Annotated in this window: 19 protein-coding genes; 9 read left to right on the forward strand and 10 right to left on the reverse strand. The window is 73.5% G+C overall.

All coding sequences use genetic code 11. The features are described from left to right. The first annotated feature begins 14 nt into the window (after positions 1-14). The 4 genes from IEY20_RS08820 to IEY20_RS08835 all read left to right on the forward strand — a co-directional run bounded on the left by IEY20_RS08820 (position 15) and on the right by IEY20_RS08835 (position 2,424). Positions 15-452 (forward strand): Lrp/AsnC family transcriptional regulator, encoded by a 438-nt coding sequence (locus IEY20_RS08820; protein ID WP_022902800.1) that lies wholly within the window; start codon positions 15-17, stop codon positions 450-452. Positions 453-532: 80 nt separating this feature from the next. Next, on the forward strand, positions 533-865 hold the full coding sequence (locus tag IEY20_RS08825; RefSeq protein ID WP_175327965.1) for a hypothetical protein: 333 nt from the start codon (positions 533-535) through the stop codon (positions 863-865). A gap of 3 nt (positions 866-868) precedes the next feature. Then, positions 869-1,690 (forward strand): nitroreductase family protein, encoded by an 822-nt coding sequence (locus IEY20_RS08830; RefSeq protein WP_175327966.1) that lies wholly within the window; start codon positions 869-871, stop codon positions 1,688-1,690. Continuing rightward, positions 1,687-2,424, forward strand: coding sequence for a YqjF family protein (locus IEY20_RS08835; protein WP_175327967.1), 738 nt, complete (start codon positions 1,687-1,689; stop codon positions 2,422-2,424). Before IEY20_RS08830 ends, IEY20_RS08835 begins: the two co-directional genes overlap by 4 nt. Here the strand turns inward: IEY20_RS08835 and IEY20_RS08840 are convergent. After that, positions 2,396-3,109 carry a hypothetical protein gene (locus IEY20_RS08840; protein ID WP_022902797.1) on the reverse strand — a complete coding sequence of 238 codons (714 nt, stop codon included), beginning with the start codon at positions 3,107-3,109 and terminating at the stop codon, positions 2,396-2,398. The two genes, IEY20_RS08835 and IEY20_RS08840, sit on opposite strands and share 29 nt — an antisense overlap. Next, the gene (locus tag IEY20_RS08845) at positions 3,106-3,756 is read right to left on the reverse strand and encodes a hypothetical protein (protein ID WP_175327968.1); all 651 of its coding nucleotides are present in this window, start codon (positions 3,754-3,756) and stop codon (positions 3,106-3,108) included. Before IEY20_RS08845 ends, IEY20_RS08840 begins: the two co-directional genes overlap by 4 nt. 92 nt (positions 3,757-3,848) lie before the next feature. Between IEY20_RS08845 and IEY20_RS08850 the strand changes: the two genes are divergently transcribed. Together IEY20_RS08850 and IEY20_RS08855 are read left to right on the forward strand one after the other, a co-directional pair. Further along, positions 3,849-4,844 carry an SDR family oxidoreductase gene (locus IEY20_RS08850; RefSeq protein ID WP_175327969.1) on the forward strand — a complete coding sequence of 332 codons (996 nt, stop codon included), beginning with the start codon at positions 3,849-3,851 and terminating at the stop codon, positions 4,842-4,844. Beyond that, the gene (locus IEY20_RS08855) at positions 4,841-5,164 is read left to right on the forward strand and encodes a hypothetical protein (protein ID WP_175327970.1); all 324 of its coding nucleotides are present in this window, start codon (positions 4,841-4,843) and stop codon (positions 5,162-5,164) included. Before IEY20_RS08850 ends, IEY20_RS08855 begins: the two co-directional genes overlap by 4 nt. Before the next feature lie 184 nt (positions 5,165-5,348). Here the strand turns inward: IEY20_RS08855 and IEY20_RS08860 are convergent, their stop codons facing one another. Then, a complete protein-coding gene (locus IEY20_RS08860; RefSeq protein WP_175327971.1) occupies positions 5,349-8,921 on the reverse strand; it encodes a proline dehydrogenase family protein in 3,573 nt (1,190 codons plus the stop codon). Positions 8,922-9,039: 118 nt separating this feature from the next. Here IEY20_RS08860 and IEY20_RS08865 point away from each other — a divergent pair, with 118 nt between their 5' ends. Continuing rightward, positions 9,040-9,513: a MarR family winged helix-turn-helix transcriptional regulator gene (locus IEY20_RS08865; RefSeq protein ID WP_175327972.1), complete on the forward strand. Its 474-nt coding sequence runs from the start codon at positions 9,040-9,042 to the stop codon at positions 9,511-9,513. A 47-nt stretch (positions 9,514-9,560) separates the two neighbouring features. Here the strand turns inward: IEY20_RS08865 and IEY20_RS08870 are convergent, their stop codons facing one another. The 3 genes from IEY20_RS08870 to IEY20_RS08880 are packed head-to-tail and all read right to left on the reverse strand — an operon-like array spanning position 9,561 to position 11,466. Beyond that, the gene (locus IEY20_RS08870) at positions 9,561-10,259 is read right to left on the reverse strand and encodes an anti-sigma factor family protein (protein WP_175327973.1); all 699 of its coding nucleotides are present in this window, start codon (positions 10,257-10,259) and stop codon (positions 9,561-9,563) included. After that, positions 10,256-10,768, reverse strand: coding sequence for a sigma-70 family RNA polymerase sigma factor (locus IEY20_RS08875; RefSeq protein WP_022903619.1), 513 nt, complete (start codon positions 10,766-10,768; stop codon positions 10,256-10,258). Before IEY20_RS08875 ends, IEY20_RS08870 begins: the two co-directional genes overlap by 4 nt. After that, on the reverse strand, positions 10,768-11,466 hold the full coding sequence (locus IEY20_RS08880; protein ID WP_175327974.1) for a YceI family protein: 699 nt from the start codon (positions 11,464-11,466) through the stop codon (positions 10,768-10,770). Before IEY20_RS08880 ends, IEY20_RS08875 begins: the two co-directional genes overlap by 1 nt. Positions 11,467-11,544: 78 nt before the next feature. Here IEY20_RS08880 and IEY20_RS08885 point away from each other — a divergent pair, with 78 nt between their 5' ends. Then, a complete protein-coding gene (locus tag IEY20_RS08885; protein ID WP_175327975.1) occupies positions 11,545-12,096 on the forward strand; it encodes an MOSC domain-containing protein in 552 nt (183 codons plus the stop codon). Positions 12,097-12,276: 180 nt separating this feature from the next. Further along, the gene (locus IEY20_RS08890; protein ID WP_031273482.1) at positions 12,277-13,134 is read left to right on the forward strand and encodes an NAD-dependent epimerase/dehydratase family protein; all 858 of its coding nucleotides are present in this window, start codon (positions 12,277-12,279) and stop codon (positions 13,132-13,134) included. A 108-nt stretch (positions 13,135-13,242) separates the two neighbouring features. On the opposite strand, the gene IEY20_RS08895 is transcribed toward IEY20_RS08890, so the two are convergent. The 4 genes from IEY20_RS08895 to IEY20_RS08910 all read right to left on the reverse strand — a co-directional run bounded on the left by IEY20_RS08895 (position 13,243) and on the right by IEY20_RS08910 (position 16,317). Next, complete coding sequence (locus IEY20_RS08895; protein ID WP_022903623.1) at positions 13,243-14,547, reverse strand: glutathionylspermidine synthase family protein; 1,305 nt, start codon at positions 14,545-14,547, stop codon at positions 13,243-13,245. Next, positions 14,547-14,927: a tRNA-dihydrouridine synthase gene (locus IEY20_RS08900; RefSeq protein ID WP_175327976.1), complete on the reverse strand. Its 381-nt coding sequence runs from the start codon at positions 14,925-14,927 to the stop codon at positions 14,547-14,549. The genes IEY20_RS08895 and IEY20_RS08900 overlap by 1 nt, the downstream gene beginning before the upstream one ends. 160 nt (positions 14,928-15,087) lie before the next feature. Continuing rightward, a complete protein-coding gene (locus tag IEY20_RS08905) occupies positions 15,088-15,276 on the reverse strand; it encodes a hypothetical protein (RefSeq protein ID WP_022903625.1) in 189 nt (62 codons plus the stop codon). A 21-nt stretch (positions 15,277-15,297) separates the two neighbouring features. After that, positions 15,298-16,317, reverse strand: coding sequence for a DNA-3-methyladenine glycosylase family protein (locus tag IEY20_RS08910; protein WP_307839856.1), 1,020 nt, complete (start codon positions 16,315-16,317; stop codon positions 15,298-15,300). Between the last annotated feature and the right edge of the window lie 63 nt (positions 16,318-16,380).

Raw genomic sequence — 16,380 nt, forward strand, 5'->3', positions numbered from 1 at the left:
GTAGCATTGGGGCAATGGATTCGCTCGACCACCGCATCCTGGATCAGCTCCGGGACAACGCCCGCGCCGGCTACGGCGACATCGGGTCGGTGGTCGGACTCTCGGCCTCGGCCGTGAAGCGCCGGGTCGACCGACTCGTCGCGGACGGGGTGATCCAGGGCTTCACGATCAAGGTCGACCCCGCCGTCGAGGACCGCGGCACCGAGGCGTGGGTCGAGCTCTACTGCCGCGGCACGGTCTCCCCCGACGAGCTCCGATCGCTCCTCGACAGCGTGCCCGAGGTGATCGACGCCGGCACGGTCACCGGCAGCGCCGACGCGGTCGTGCACATGCGCTCGAAGGACCTCGCCGCGCTCGAGGAGGCGCTCGACCGGGTACGGCTCGCGCCCCAGGTCGACCACACGCGGTCCGCGATCGTGCTGTCGAAGCTGGTCACCCGCGACTCGGCCTGAGCCCGCCCCCGGCGCGTAGGTTCGCCCCTGTGGGACGGAAGACGACAGCCGGGAGGCACGGCGCGCCTCCAGGACTGTCGGTGACGGCCCGGCGGTTGGTCGCCGCCGCCTGCGCCGCGTACGCGGCCAACTGCCTCTGGGGCACGGCCGTGGCCGTGCGCCTCATCCGGACGCGGAAGCTCCGGGTGGTGCACCACGGGCTGTTCGTCGTGACCGCGACCCTGACCGGGGTGGCGGCCACGACACCGGCCTGGACGCGCGACCGGAGTGCCCTGTTCCTGCTGCCTGCGCTCGTCCCGCTGGCCGTCGCTCCGAGGACGGATCCCCGTGCCGGAGCACACTGGAGGGTCGCGGTCGCCGCTGCGCCGTCCTACCTCGGGGCGTTGCTGGCGCGCGGCCGACGAGAGAGGTGAGCTGTGGAGCTCTTCGAGGCGATCCGACGCCGACGCACGACCAACGGGGCGTTCCTGCCCGACCCCGTCTCCGAGGAACACCAGCGGGTGCTGATGGAGCTCGCGGGGCGTGCGCCGTCGCAGCTGAACAGCCAGCCCTGGCGGTTCGTGCTCGTCGAGGAGCGTTCGACGATCGATCGCGTCGCGCAGATCAGCGGGTCCTCGATGACGCGGACGATGGCCGAGGGCACCTTCTTCGAGCGGTACAAGCCGTACTTCCGGTTCTCGCAGGCCGAGATGGACGAGCGGCGCGACGGCATGCTGTTCGACAAGCTGCCCGGGCCGCTCAAGCCGTTCACGAAGCAGGTCTTCACGAAGCGCGGGCAGCTGCTCATGAACACCCTGCGCGTGCCGCACACCCTCGGTGAGGAGAACCGGAAGCTCGTCGCCGGGTCGCCGCTGCTGCTCGGCGTGATGCTCGACCGGCACGAGTACCGGAAGGAGGAGCTGTCGGGCTTCTACTCGGTGTTCAGCATGGGAGCGGCGATGGAGAACGTCTGGCTCGCCACGACCGAGCTCGGCCTCGGGATCCAGTTCGTCTCGTTCCCGATGGAGACCCCCGGCGCGTGGGAGGAGATCGAGGGGCTGCTCCGGGTCCCGCCGTCCCTCGAGCTCATGGCCGTCTACCGGATCGGGTACCTGCCGCCCGAGCGTCGGCGTCCGGCGATCGACTGGTCCTCGAGCGAACGGAAGCGTCCGTCCCAGTACGTCTTCCGCGGGACCTGCGACACACCGCAGCAGGGCTGGGACGACGTCGCTCCCGCCGGCGGGGAGGACCTCCGATGACCGCGATCTCGGCGGCCGCCCCGGGGCTGACCGGCCGCCCGTGGATCCAGCAGGACTGGCGCGACGTCGTGTTCGTGCACTGGCGGGTCGACGTCTCGGCGGTCGCACCACACTTGCCGCGCGGCACCCGCCCGGACACGCTCGGGGCCGACGGGGTCGACGACGGCGCGACCACGTGGGTGGGACTCATCGCGTTCCGCTTCACCGACACGGCGTTCCCGCCGGTCCGCGTCGGCCGGGTCGGTGACTTCGTCGAGGTGAACATCCGCGTCTACACGGTCGACGACCAGGGGCGGCACGGTGTCGTGTTCCTGTCGCTCGACGCCGGGAAGCTCCTGCCCACCATCGGGGCCCGGGTCGCGACCGCGCTGCCGTACTGGTGGGCGCACGCCGAGTTCCGTCGTCCGGAGCCCGACCGCGCCGCCTACGCGATGCGGCGGCACGGGACGCACACCCGGTCGATGGTCGACGTGCGGATCGGCTCGCCGATCGCGGAGCCCACCGCCCTCGAGACGTTCCTCACCGCCCGCTGGGGCATGCACGTGCGCCGCGCCGGCCGGACCCGGTTCTGGCCGAACGAACACGAGCCGTGGCCGCTGCACCGGGCGACGATCGTGCACCTCCGGGACGACCTCGCCGGGGCGGCCGGGCTGCCGTTCGGGCTGACGGAGCTCGAGCCGGACTCGGTCCTCTACGCGCCGAAGGTCACGACGCGGTTCGGTCTGGGGCGCTGAGCGGGTCGTCGTCGCGGCGGCCGGCAGCGCGCCAGGAGACCAGCGCGACGACCGCGGCGGCCGGCACGACGAGGAGCCCCCATCCGGACCACCGGGCCGCGGACCGGTCGTCGATGCCGGGGACCGTCAGTGCGACGATCGCGAGGACGGCCGACGCCACCGCGACGGCGACCGATGCCACCGCCCGGCCGCGGAGCTCGAAGCGCGTCGGGTCGTCGCGCCGCAGGGTGTGCACCATCGTCCCCGCGACCACGAGGCCGATGAGAACCACCTGCGCCCCGATCGCGAGCCCGAACACGACGAGCGCGACGCCGGCGGAGCTCCACGCCACGACCCGGGTGCGGTGCAGACGCCAGGCCGCCGCCCGACCCGGGGACCAGTACGCGTGCCGTCCGGCCACGGCGAGCACGACCGCGCCGACCAGGCCCACGACGCAGACGACGATCGCCAGGGGCAGCGCGGCGCGGTGCAGCCAGACGCCGATCGCCAGGACCGCCAGCGCTGCGACGGCCAGCCCGGCGGGAGGGGCCCACCACTGCTCGGGCAGGATCGGTGTCCGGCGGACCCACCGTGGTTCGAGCTCCGCGTCGTCGCGGGCATCGTCGTCGGCATGGGCGTCGTCGTCCGCGCGGGCGTCGTCGCGGGCGCGGGCGTCGTCGTCGGCCGGTCGACGATCGGACGTCACGTGTCGGCTCCGTCCTGCTCGGCGAGGAACGGGTCCGGCGGCGTCCGCTCGGCGAGGGCGAACTGCACGACCGCCATCGCCAGGGCCAGCGCGCCCAGGATCGCGCCCGGACCGATCCACGTCACCGAGAAGCGCTGCGGGAGGTCGTGGACCGTGAAGCCCACGACGGACAGGGTCAGGCACGCCACTGCCAGGGACACCGAGGCCCAGGCGACGATCACCCGGTCGGTGCGCGGGACGGACCGGGCGAGTCGGAACGACATCGGTACCCACGCCGCCGCCCCGAAGAACCAGCCGAGCGGGAACCCGACGACCAGGGAGCCGACCGCGATGGTCGACGTCGTGGTCACCCCGACGACCACGCGGACGACGTGCAGCCGCCACGACGCTGCGACCGTCTGTTCCGCGTAGGCCGTCCGCCCGGCCACGGCCAGGGCGACCGCGCCCGCGGCGACGACGACCGCGCTCGCCGTGCAGACGACCAGGCCGAGCGTCTCACCGAACTGCGTGCCGAGCAGGGCGAGGAGGACGGCGAGGGCCGCCGCGCAGGCCGGGAGCGTCCAGACCTCGCGGTGTCGGGTGGGGGTGTCGAGGACCCAGCCGGGCGGCGGCGCCTCGTCGACCGTGTCCTCTGCTCGGGTGTCCACGGGGCCATCATCCTCGTCGCCGGCCTCCCGCGCGCCGCTCCAGGGGACACCGGCTGGGTGGGGGTCCGTGCTCGCATCGGTAGAACGGGGTCATGACACGTGTGGCAGTGGTGACGGGTGGATCGGCGGGGCTCGGACGGGCGACGGTGCGCGAACTCGCCGCCCGGGGCTGGGACGCCGCCGTCCTCGCCCGCGGGAAGGACGGTGTCGACGCCGCGGTCGCCGAGGTCGAGGCAGCGGGACGCCGCGGGCTGGCCGTGCTCGTCGACGTCTCGGAGCGCGAGGCCGTCGAGGCCGCGGCCGACCGGGTCGAGGCCGAGCTCGGGCCGATCGACCTCTGGGTGAACGACGTCATGGTCGGGGTGTTCGGGCGCTTCCTCGACACCGACCCCGACGACTTCGAGCGGGCGCTCCGGGTCACCTACCTCGGCTGCGTGAACGGCACCCGAGCGGCACTGTCCCGCATGGTCCCCCGCGATCGCGGCCAGGTGATCCAGGTCGGCTCGGCACTGGGCTTCCGCGGGATCCCCCTGCAGGCCGCGTACTGCGGCGCCAAGCACGCGATCGTCGGGTTCACCGAGTCGGTCGTGTCCGAACTCGAGGAGCAGGGCAGCAGGGTCGCGATCTCCCGGGTCGACATGCCGGCACTCAACACGATCCAGTTCCAGTGGGTGAAGTCGAAGCTGCCGCACCAGGCACAGCCGGTCGCACCGATCTACCAGCCCGAGGTGGGCGCACGAGCGATCGCCGCGACGGCCGAGCGGCCCCGACGCCGCACGTGGGTCGGTGAGTCGACCGTGTACACGATCCTCGGCAACCGGATCAGCGCACGGTTCGCGGACTGGTACGCCGCCAAGACGCTCGTGTCCGGGCAACAGGCGCCGCAGAAGGACGGCGCCGCGCTCGGCGTCAACCTCTCCGAGCCGATCCCGGGCGACCACGGCGCCCACAGCGTCTTCGACGACTCGGCGCACGCCTGGTCGCCGCAGACCTGGTGGGTCGAGCACCGACGGCTCGGCAACGGCATCATCAGCGCAGTGCTCGGCGTCGCAGGGGCAGTGGCGCTCGCGGCGGGGCGTCGGGAGTGAGGACGGTCGAGGTCCTGCGGCTCGCGGTCGCCGGTGGCCACGCGATCCGGCTCCTCGAACCGCGCAGGACGCCGGTGCTCGACGCGGTGCTCGCGGTGCGACAGACGGCGCAGGCGGTGCTGGTGTCACGCTCCGGTTCGCCGGACGCCCACACCGCGAGCGCCGTCGTGGACGTGCTGCACGGCGCGTCGATGGTCCCGGTCGCGCTGCTCGGTGGACGCCTGCGCCGCTTCGCGTCCGTGCAGCTGGTCCTCGCGGCGGCACTCGCCGTCGCGGAGGTGACCGCCGTCGGCCGCGGCCGCAGTCGCGGCCGCCGCTGACCCGGCCCCCCGGTCAGACGACGTCCGCACGGAACGCGCGCCGTGCCTCCAGGCGGGCCACCTGAGCCCGGACCGCTCGGCATCGCAGACCCCGGGTCGGAGCCCACGACCGCGGACCTGCACCCGCCCGCGGCCGTCGTCCCGTTCGCCCGGTGACAGGCCGTCGACGAGGACTGCGCCGTCGTCAGACCCGGAGCTCCTGGAAGTCGGGGTCGAGGTCGCCGAAGCGGTGCGCCGTGATCGACACGGACTGCTCGCGGAGGAACGGCAGCATCTCGATGCGTCCCGACTCCACCACCGGAGCGTCGTGGATGGCGGTGTCGACGCTCGCTCCGAGGGCCTCCTCGAGCGCGAGCGGGTCGCCGCCGAGCAACCGGATGCGGCTGCCGGGACCGCCGAACGCGGTGTGCCGGGGTCGGTCGGGTTGTGCGAGCACCTGCTCGAGTGCGTCCTGCGGTTCGTCGTCCGCGTCGCTCCACCGACGGTCGAAGACGGCACCGGACGCCGCACGCGCGAGGAAGTCATCGTCGCTCTCGACGAGGTGGTCGACGACGTCGAGCGGGGAGCGAGCGGAGGCGAAGAGCTGGGTGAGCGGCCCGGGCAGCGGCCGAGCCGTGCTGAGCATGACGTGTGCCCGGGCGGCGGTCGCGGCGGCGAGCACACGCACGAGGTCCCCGGTCGCGGAGTCCTCGGCGTGGCGGACGATCACGGACTGCGGACGGTGGCGCAGGACGTTCCGCTGCACGACGAGCCCGGAGTCGTCACGTGACCGGCCGTAGTGCGACTCGCGGGCTCGGACGTCGCTGAGGGCTCCGGCACGCACCTGGTCGAACTCCTCGAACGAGAGACCACTCCGGGCCGCTTCGATCAGGGCGGTGACGCGCGGTGGGAGCCCGTGCAGCTGGATGCTCTTGTGGACCTGCCGCTCCGTGCGCTCCCACCGCCCGAGGGTGGCCACGTACATCGGACCACCCGCCTTCGTGCCGGTACCGACCGACGATCGCTTCCAGCCGCCGAAGGGCTGCCGGCCGATGACCGCACCCGTCGTGCCGCGGTTGACGTACAGGTTGCCCGCCTGGACGGACGCGAGCCAGTCCGCGACCTCGTCCACGTCGAGCGAGTGGATGCCGGCCGTGAGCCCGAACTCCGTGCCGTTCTGGATCGCGATCGCCTCGTCGAGGGTCTCGGCGCGCATGATGCCGAGCACCGGCCCGAAGTACTCGGTCTGGTGGAAGTCGCTGCCGGGCCGGACGCCGTCGCGGATGCCGGGCGACCAGAGCCGGCCGGAGTCGTCGAGCGGAGCCGGCTGCACGAGCCAGGACTCCCCCGGCCCGAGCTCGGTCAGCCCGGCGAGCAGCTTGCCGGAGGGCTCGGCGATGAGTGGACCCATCTGGGCCGCGGGGTCGTCCGGCCAGGCCACCCGCAGCGTCCGCGTCGCGTCGACCAGCTGCCGACGGAACCGCTCGCTCTCGCCGACGGACCCGACCAGGACGACCAGGGAGGCGGCCGAGCACTTCTGCCCGGCGTGCCCGAACGCGGACTGCACGATGTCCTGCACGGCGAGGTCGAGGTCGGCGCTCGGCGTCACGACGATCGCGTTCTTCCCGCTCGTCTCGGCGGTCAGCGGGAGTCCGGCGCGCCACCAACGGAACGACCGTGCGGTGTCGGCCGAGCCGGTGAGCAGCACCCGGTCGACGGCGGGGTGCGCCACGAGTTCACGGCCGAGGTCGTCCTCGTCGAGGTCGACGAGCTGCAGCAGGGAGTGCGGCACCCCGGCGTCCCAGAGGACGTCGGCGAGGAGCGCTCCGGAGCGCTTGGCCTCGGGAGCGGGCTTGAGGACCACGCCGCTCCCGGCGGCGAGCGCCGCGAGCACCCCTCCGGCCGGGATCGCGACCGGGAAGTTCCACGGCGGCACGACCACGGTCAGCCGGGGCGGGACGAAGCGGGCGCCGTCGCCGTCCATCGCCGCCAGCTGCCGGGCGCTCTCGGCGGAGTGGTGGGCTGCGTCGACGGCCTCGGTGACCTCGATGTCGGCCTCGGTCAGGGTCTTGCCCGTCTCGGCGGCCATCACCTCGATCAGGTCGGCGCGGCGCGTCTCGAGCTCGTGCCCGATGAGGTCGAGGAGCTCGGCGCGGTCGTGCGGGTCCTGCCGTCCCCAGTTCACGCCGGCCTGGGCGGTGCGGGCGACGATGCGCTCGAGCATCGAGCGGTCCACGACCCGGGCGCGGCGGATGGTCCGCGCGCCCAGCTGCGAGCGCGGCACCCGGCGGAGGACGTCGAGCGCCCACGCCCGGTTGGCCGCGACGGCGGGGTCGGCGTCGGGCGCGTTCCGGAACCCGTCGCGGTGCTCGGCCTCGCCCAGGGGCCGGCGGCGGTCCTGCGTGCGGTGGGTGGCGGGCACGGGCTCGTCGAGGGCCGCGACGGACGCCAGGTAGCGTCCGTGCTCGCGGTCGAAGACGCTGGCGTCCCGGTCGATGTCGAAGGCGCCCGAGATGAAGTTCTCGGGGCTGGCGCTCTCCTGCAGTCGGCGGGCGAGGTACGCGATGGCGGAGTCGAACTCCTCCGGCGCCACGACCGGGGTGTACAGGAGCAGGCGTCCGACGTCGGCACGGACGGCGTCGGCGTGCGTGGACGCCATGCCCAACAGCATCTCGACGTCGACCGCGTCGGTGACCCCGCGGCGCTGGGCGAGCACCCACGCGGTGGCGAGGTCGAACAGGTTGTGGCCCGCGACGCCAATCCGGACGGCGTCGGTGCGCTCGGGGACCAGGGCGGTCTCGAGCATCCGGAGGTAGGCGGAGTCGGTCTCGCGCTTGGTCCCCCACGTCGCCAGCGGCCACTCGTGCAGGATCGCGTCGACGTGCTCCATCGCCAGGTTCGCGCCCTTGACGAGCCGCACCTTCACGGGAGCACCACCGCGAGCACGTCGCGCCTGCGCCCACACCGTGAGCCGGTCGAGGGCGCCGGCAGCATCGGGGAGGTACGCCTGCAGCACGATGCCGGCCTCGAGCCCGAGGAACTCGTCCCGGTCGAGGAGCGTCGTGAACACCGCGAGGGTGACGTCGAGGTCGCGGTACTCCTCCATGTCGAGGTTGATGAACTTCGCCGGTCGACCATCGGCGAGCGGGGCCGCCGCGAGCCGGTAGAGCGGGACGAGCCGCTCGACCACGCGCTCGACGGTCTGGTCGAACGCCCACGGCGACGTCTGCGGCACCACCGAGCTCACCTTGATCGAGACGTGGTCGACGTCGTCTCGGGCGAGGAGGTCCGTCGTGCCCTGCAGCCGGCGGTCGCTCTCGGCACTGCCGAGCACGGCTTCCCCGAGGAGGTTGACGTTGAGGCGTGTGCCCTCGCCCCCGATCCGGGCGAGCGCCGGACCGAGCTTGGCCGGGGTCGCGTCGATGACGAGGTGCCCGGTCATCCGGCGGAGGATCCGGCGTGCGGTGGGGATGACCGCCCACGGCGCCATCGTGGCGAACCCGCCGCCCAGCGTCACGGCTCCGCGGAGGTACCAGGCGAGGAACTCGGGGACGTCCTGGCTGAGCTTCTCGAGGTTGCGCGCGGCCACCCGCGGGTCTTCCGGTCGGATCACCCGGTCGACGAACCCGCGCGTGAAGTCGAGCCCCTGCTCGTCGCGGAGGACGCCCGCCAGCCGCACGGCACCGGCGTCCGGCTTCGACCCCGCCGAGGCCGCCAGCCAACGGCGCACGAGCGCAACGGCGTCGTCGGTGCAGTCGGCGATGCGGGGGGTGGGCATGCCTCCGATCGTATGCTGCCGCACCGACGCTCCCTCGGAGCGCGCCGTGCGTTCGCGGAGCGTCGTCCCGGGGATGGAACCGGCGTCGAGCCGGGTGTCCGTGGATACGCTGTCGAGCATGGCGACGCAGGACGACGAGGGGCACGACTGGGTCACGTGGGACACCTACCACGACGCCTGGCGGCGGTTGGACCGAGCCCTCGACCACGCCGTGCAGGCCGGGGCGGGGATCTCGATCCCGGAGTTCGAGATCCTCATCGGACTGCACCGCGACCCCGACCACCGACTCCGTGTCCGGGACATCGCGGCGGGCATCGGGTGGGAGAAGTCCCGCGTCAGCCACCAGGTCACGCGCATGGTGGCGCGCGGTCTGGTGGAGCGGGCGGACTGCCCCACGGACGGCCGCGGGAGCTGGGTGTCGATGACCCCGGACGGCCGCCGGGCGGTGCTGTCCGGCATCCGTGCGCACACGGGTGCGCTCGAGGACCTGTTCTGGAGGCCCGTGGGCACGGACGCGGACACGCTGCGGTCGGTCAGTGCGCGCGTCCACACCGCGATCGGTCCGGTGGACCCGGACGGCGAGGACCGCTAGCCGCCGAGGACCGCTCACCGCCGGGGACCGCCGGTGGTCGAGGACCGCTAGAGGTCGACGTCCGCGAGGACTCGGTCGTCGCCGCGGAGCCGGACCTGCACGCTCGCGATGTCCTCCCGCGGGACGTTCGTCGAGGCCGACAGTCCGCGGGCGTCCTCCCCGGCGGCCGACCAGGACGCGATCGTCTCCGCCGTGCCGTCGTCGCGCACGACGACGAGGTCGTACATCACGGAGCCGTCCGGCGACCAGGACCTCCCACCGTACGAGCAGCCCCAGTCGAACCGCGTGCCCCACGGCTCGCCGCTGACGGCGAGGTCGACGTCGAGGCCACGGTCGCCGACCAGCGCGTACCGGTCGGCGGTCGGTGCGGAGGCAGCCGGCACGGTGGCGGGGTCGACCCGGCCCGTGCCCACCGCGAGACCGCCGAGGACGGCCGCGAGCACGGCCGCCGCCGCGGTGGCGGTGACCCAGACCCGACGGCGACGACGACGGGTGCGGACGCGGTGCGCGACGGAGGCGAGGGAGCTCTCGGGACGCGTGTCGGGCCTCCCGTCCGGTTCCGCGATCTCGATCGCCTGGTCGGCGGGCAGCTTCGCGAGCAGGCCCGGCAGGCCGACCAGTTCGGCCACCGCCGCGGTGCACCGGTCGCAGGTCTCGAGGTGCCGCTCGTACTCGAGCCGTTCGTCGGCCGGCAGCGAGCCGAGCACGTAGGCGGCGTCCCACTCCGCGTAGCGGTCCTCGCTCATCGGGTCACTCCTCGTTCCTGCAGTGCGAGCCGGAGGGCCCGCAGACCGTAGTGCAGCCGCGACTTCGCGGTGCCCTCCGGGACGTCGTGCCGCCGGGCGATCTCGGGCACGGTGTGGCCGAGCCAGTACGCGTCGACCACGACGCGGCGGTGCTCCGGGCTGAGCGACGCGAGCGCGTCGGCGACGACGATGCGGTCGAGGACGGCGTCGGTGCGGTCGGCCTCCGCGCGGTCGACCGGGTGCTCGGTCCCGTGCTCGCGGCGGTTCCGGGCCGACCGGGCCTCGTCCACGACGAGGTTCCGCGCGACCGTGAACAACCACGCGCGGGCACTGTCGGGTGTCCGCTCCAGGACGGCGGGCCGCTGCCAGGCGCGGACCATCGTCTCCTGCACGACGTCCTCGACGGTGTGGCCGTCCCGCGTGAGGTGCCGGACGTAGCGGGTGAGCGCCTCGCCGTGCTCGCGGTAGAGCGTGGCGAGCAGTTCGTCGGCTCCCCTGCCGGTGACCATCACTTGTCCAGGTCGAGCGAGAACTCGACGGAGCCCTTCGGGTCCACCGTGACGAAGCCGAGCGACGGCGCCTGCACGCCGTAGTCCTCGAACGTGATCGGGATGCTGCCGGCGACCTGCACAGTGCCGTCCTTCGCGACGGCGACCTGGGCGTCGGCGGTGACGGGCTTCTCGACGCCGTGCAGGTCCATCGTGCCGGTCAGCGTGACGTCCTGGGTGGCGCCGTCGAGAGCGCCGGACACGTCGACGGGCTCCGTCAGCGTGAACGTGGCCGTCGGGTGCTGGTCGGTCTGCAGCGCGGTGTTGCGGAAGTACTCGTCACGTGCGGCCTCGGGCGTGCTGATCTTCGCGACCTGCACGGTGACGGTCGCCTTCGTGAGGGAGCCGTCGCTGACCTCGGCCGTGCCCTCGACGTCCTTCGTGCGTCCGACCACGTTCACATCCTGCCCCTGCAGGACCTCGTGCACGCGGTACCCGGCGAACGAGTCCCCCGTCGAGGTCCAGGTGCCGTCGGCCTCGGACGCGCTGAGCTTCCCGGCGCCGCCCGACGTCCCGGCGCTGACCGACGGCGCTGCCGCGGCCTGGCCGTTGACGGTGTTCGCGTAGATGACCGGGCCGGCGATCGCGGCCGCGGCGCCGACGACCACGACGCCGGAGGCGATGCCGATGATGACCTTGGTGCGTGTGCGGAGTCCCATGCCCTGACGACGAGACAGCGGGCCGGATCGTTCACCGCGGGGCTCGCCCGGCGTGTCGATCTCTGCCAGGCTCGGGGTGTGGAAGCGCAGCCGTCGGTCGTCGTCGCCGTGGCCCGTGACGAGGGCCACCACTTCAGCAAGCCGCTCGCGGACGAGGTCGTGCTCGTCGCGGGGTGGGGCATCGAGGGCGACGCCCACGCCGGCACGACGGTGCAACACCGGTCCCGGGTCGCGCGGGACCCCTCGCAGCCGAACCTGCGGCAGGTGCACCTGCTGCACGCCGAGCTGTTCGACGAGGTCGCCGCGGCCGGGTTCGCGGTCAGTCCCGGCGACATTGGCGAGAACGTCACGACGCGGGGCATCGACCTGCTCGGGCTGCCCACCGGCACCGTCCTGCACCTCGGGGAGTCGGCGAGCGTGCGGGTGACGGGCCTCCGCAACCCCTGCCAGCAGATCAACGGGTTCGAGCCGGGGCTCCTCAAGGCGGTGCTCGGCCGTGACGAGGACGGGTCCGTGGAGCGGAAGGGCGGCGTGATGTCGGTCGTGCTCACCGGCGGGGCCGTGCGGCCGGGTGACGCCGTGCGGGTCGAGCTGCCCGCCGGGGCGCCGGAGCCGCTGCAGCCCGTCTGAGCGGTCGAGCGGGCCGGGCGGCTCGCTGGCTGGCTGGTTCGCTGGCTGCCTGGCTGCCTGGCTGGCTTGCTGGCTTGCTGGCTTGCTGGCTGCCTGGCTGCCTGGCTGCCTGGCTGCCCGAGTCTCGGCGTGCGCAGCCGCCGGCGCGCGGCCGCCGGCGCGCGCTGGCACAGTGGGAGCGTGCAGCACCACGGAACCGTCGTCGTCGCCGGCTGCGGCGACCTGGGGACCGAGGCCGGTCTCCGCTTCGCCGCCCTCGGCCACCCCGTCATCGGTCTGCGTCGCCGCGCCGGACTCCTGCCGGCACCGCTCACCGGACGGAGCACCGACCTCCGCCACGACGTCCCGACGATCCCGGACGACACCGCGGTCGTCGTCGTCGCGACGGCAGCCGGCAGCCGCGACGTCGACGAGTACCGCGCGACCTACGTCGACGGGCTGCGGAACGTCCTCGACGGCATCGACGCCTCCGCCGCCACACCGCGGGTGGTCGTGGTCTCCTCGACCGCGGTGTACGACGTCGACGACGGGTCCGAGGTCACGGAAGCCACCCCGGTGCGCGGGAGCACACCGACCGCGGCCGTGCTCGTCGAGGCCGAGGAACTGCTGCGCCGCCGTGCGCCGGGTGCGGTGCTGCTCCGGCTGAGCGGCGTGTACGGCCCCGGACGCGAGCGGCTCGTCGACCAGGTGCGGTCGGGCAGCGCCCGGCTCGCCCCCGGCCGGTCACCGCACACGAACCGCATCCACCGCGACGACGCCGCTGCCGCACTGGTCCACCTCGCGACGCTGGTGGACCCCGCGCCGACCTACCTCGGGACGGACGACGAGCCCGTGCCCCTCGACGACGTGCTCCGCTTCCTCGCGCACGAGCTCGGCGTGGACGAGCCGGTGCGGGGTGACGGCGACGGACGACAGGCAGGTGGCGACAAGCGGCTCTCGAACGCCCTCCTCCGCTCCACCGGATGGGCACCGCGGTACCCGACCTTCCGCGAGGGGTACCGTGCGGTGCTCGCGGGCGAGGGCACCCGCCACCCCTGACCGCGCGAGACCGCGGGCCGAGCGATCGCCCCGCAAGGACGCGGTCGGGAGGCCCGTGGCGGCGCCGCCACGGGCCTCCCGAGCGCCCGATGGGTCGCGTGACGCCGGTCAGGCCCGGATGAGGTTCGGGGCGAACCGGCACCAGTAGTCGGTGATCGGCCCGTCCGACTCACGGATGCCGACACCGAAGGACTCGCCGTCGACCACCCAGGACCCGAGCACCGGGTGGTTGTGCCCGTTCCGCCCCGGGAAGTCGGGCAGCTCGTGGTACTGCTGCCAGACCCGCTCGCCGTTCGTGCCCGCGCGGCGGTACTCGGTGCCGTTGGTCGTCACGGAGCCGTCGGCCCGGTGCACGGCGATGCCGTCACCCTCGCGGCCGAAGACCGGCTTCACGACGAAGTCCGTCATGCCGTTCGGCCCGTCGGCGTACGACGGCAGCAGGTTCTCGTGACCGGGGAACAGCCGCCAGAGGGCGACGAGCAGCAGCTTGTTGGACAGGAACATCTTCCACGCGGGCTCATACCAGTGCCCGAGCCGGCCCCGGTCCCGCACGAGGAACGCGCCGAACTCCTGGTCGCCGGAGGCACGGTCGTCGCCCGACACGAGGTCTTCCCACGGGTAGAGCTTGAAGATGTTCCGGATGACCGGCCACTGCGTCCCGGGGTCGTCCCCGGGCAGGGTGAAGGCGCTCCGCGAGGACCCGGCGGGCTCCTGGTTGCCGACGAACTGCCGGGCCGCGGCGTGCCAGCCGATGTCCTTCATCTCGATGCCGGTGTGCTCCCAGCCGGCCTCGCCGGCGAGGTCGCGCATGTACGCGACGGTGTCCCAGTCCTCGCCGGCGGTGTCGAGGTCGGAGTGCGCGACGAACAGTCGGCCGCCGTCCTCCGCCCGCAGTGACGCGTGCAGGAGGGTCCGCCACCGGGCGACGAGCGCCTCGTGGATACCGTTCCACTGGTCGGTGTCGGCGGGCAGCTCGCCGGACTCGACGCGCTCGCGGAACCAGTGCCACTGCGTGACCGACGCCTCGATCAGCCCCGTGGGTGTGTCCCCGTTGTACTCGAGGAGCTTGGCGGGCGACCCGTCACCGGCGTACGCGAGGTCGAAGCGGGCGTAGACGTCGGGCTCGTCGTGCCGCAGTGACCAGGACGCGAGTTCGAAGCCGTCCGGCGTGAGCCCGAGCGTGCCGAGCTCGCCGGACGCCAGGTACCGGGCGGCCTCGAGGCACATGCGGTGCAGCTCCTCGGTCTGCCGCTCGAGTGCCTCGACCTCGGGCAACGTGAAGACGTAGGCCGCCCCGTCGTTCCAGTACTCGACCTCGCTGCCGTCCTCGCGGACCGACCGTGAGTACACCAGACCGGTCTGCTGGATCCGCCGCCGCCAGTCCGGCCGCTCGGTGAACTCGACGCGCTCCATCAGCCGCCGAACCCGCCGTGCTCGCCGGAACCGCCGAACCCGCCCTTCGACACCGCGCTGCCGCGCGACGACAGCCCGGACTGGGCGGTCTTGCCCGCGGGCAGCGAGCTCCGGCCGCCCGCGACGGTGTCACCGACGGCGGGCACCTTCGTCGTCCGGCTGCTGCTCACGGGCAGGTAGTACCAGCCGGCGTGGCCGCCGTGGTTGTTGCAGTCGTCGTCCGGGAGCCGCTTCTGCGTGCTGTTGTCACGGCAGATCTTCGCGTAGTCGGCGTCGACACCCGATCCCTCGCCGCAGCCGGTGAGGGATGCGGCGAGCGCGGCGACGACGCCGATCGAGACGACCCGGGACGCGCGACGACGATGACGATCGGAACTCACGAACGTCGAGACTAGGCCGTCGGGAGCGCCGCGGCACGACGGATCCGCCGCTGGCTGCGGGCAGCGGATCGGACACCGCGCGTGCGCGGGACGCGGTCGGGAGGCCCGTGGCGGCGCCGCCACGGGCCTTCCGACCATCTGTTGGTCGCGTCAGCGACGCTCAGTGCTCGTCGTAGTGGTCCTCGTGACGGGCGTGCCGGTGGCCGTCGTGCACGTAGTCCACGTGGTCGCCGTGCTCGACGGTCTCGTGCTCGCCACCGTCGTGCTCGTGGTCGTGCTCGGTGACGTCGTGCTCGGCGACACGGTGCTCGGCGTCGTCGGCTGCCGGGGTGGGGGTGCTGTCGGTCATGATTCCTCCTGAGATCGGTTCTCAACAAGAGGCTACGGCAGCGCGCGGCGCGTGTCCGGCAGCTGTGTCCTCGCTCAGTGGTGCCGGTGGTCCTGGATCGTCATGCGCGGACCGAACGACGGCTTCCGGAACCCCGATCCGCCGATGAGCCGGACGACCCGCTCCCGGTGCCCCCCGGTACGGCTCGAGGAGCTCGAGCATGCCGTCGTCGTCGACCGGGCCGCCGGTGAGCGCCCACCCGACGAGCGCGGGCACGTGGTAGTCGCCGACGCTCGGCGAGTCCGGGTCGCCGTGGGCCCGCTGGGCGGTCTCGGCGGCGGTCCACTTCCCGATCCCCGGGACCGACTGCAGCCGTTCGGCGACGCGAGGCCCGCCGCGACCGAGCGCCAGCGTGCGTTCGAGCGCGGGTGCGACCCGTACCGCCCGCATGACCGTGGCCGACCGACCGGGTTCGATGCCGGCCCGGTGCCACTCCCAGCTGGGGATCGCGGCCCAGCCGGCCACGGTCGGCTGCACCCAGGTGTCGGCGGGCGCCGGACCGGGAGCGGGCTCACCGAACCGCCGCAGGAGGTACCGCCAGGCACGCCAGGCCTGCCGCGAGGTGACCTTCTGCTCCATGATCGCCGGCACGAGCGCGGCGAACACGGCGTTCGTCCGCAGCAACCGCAGCCCCGGCTGGCGGTGCAGCGCATCGACGAGGAACGGGTGCGCCGAGACGTCGAGGTCGGACCAGTCGTCACCCCTGCCGAGGAGCTCGGGCGCGTGCGCGACCGCCCACTCGGCACCGTCGCCCCAGGCAGAGACGGCGATCGCGTCGCACCCGTCGCGGCGGACGAGCACGGACGCGGGACCCGTCGGTGTGCGCACCGTGAGCCACGTGTCGGCGCCGACCACCCGGAAGGCGGGGTCGCCGGAGCCGCGTTGCAGCGGCCGGAGGGTCGCGCGGACGTCCACCGGGCCTCCCGGTCGGTACACCGTGTCGACGCGCGTGGCCGCGTCGTCGACGCGACCGTCGGCGGAGGCGGGCGCAGCGAGGGACACACGCAGGATGGTAATGCGGAACCACCGTCAGTCATGATGGGCGTGTCCCACCACCGTGACCCA

The sequence above is a fragment of the Curtobacterium luteum genome (assembly GCF_014646995.1).
Taxonomy (GTDB): domain Bacteria; phylum Actinomycetota; class Actinomycetes; order Actinomycetales; family Microbacteriaceae; genus Curtobacterium; species Curtobacterium luteum.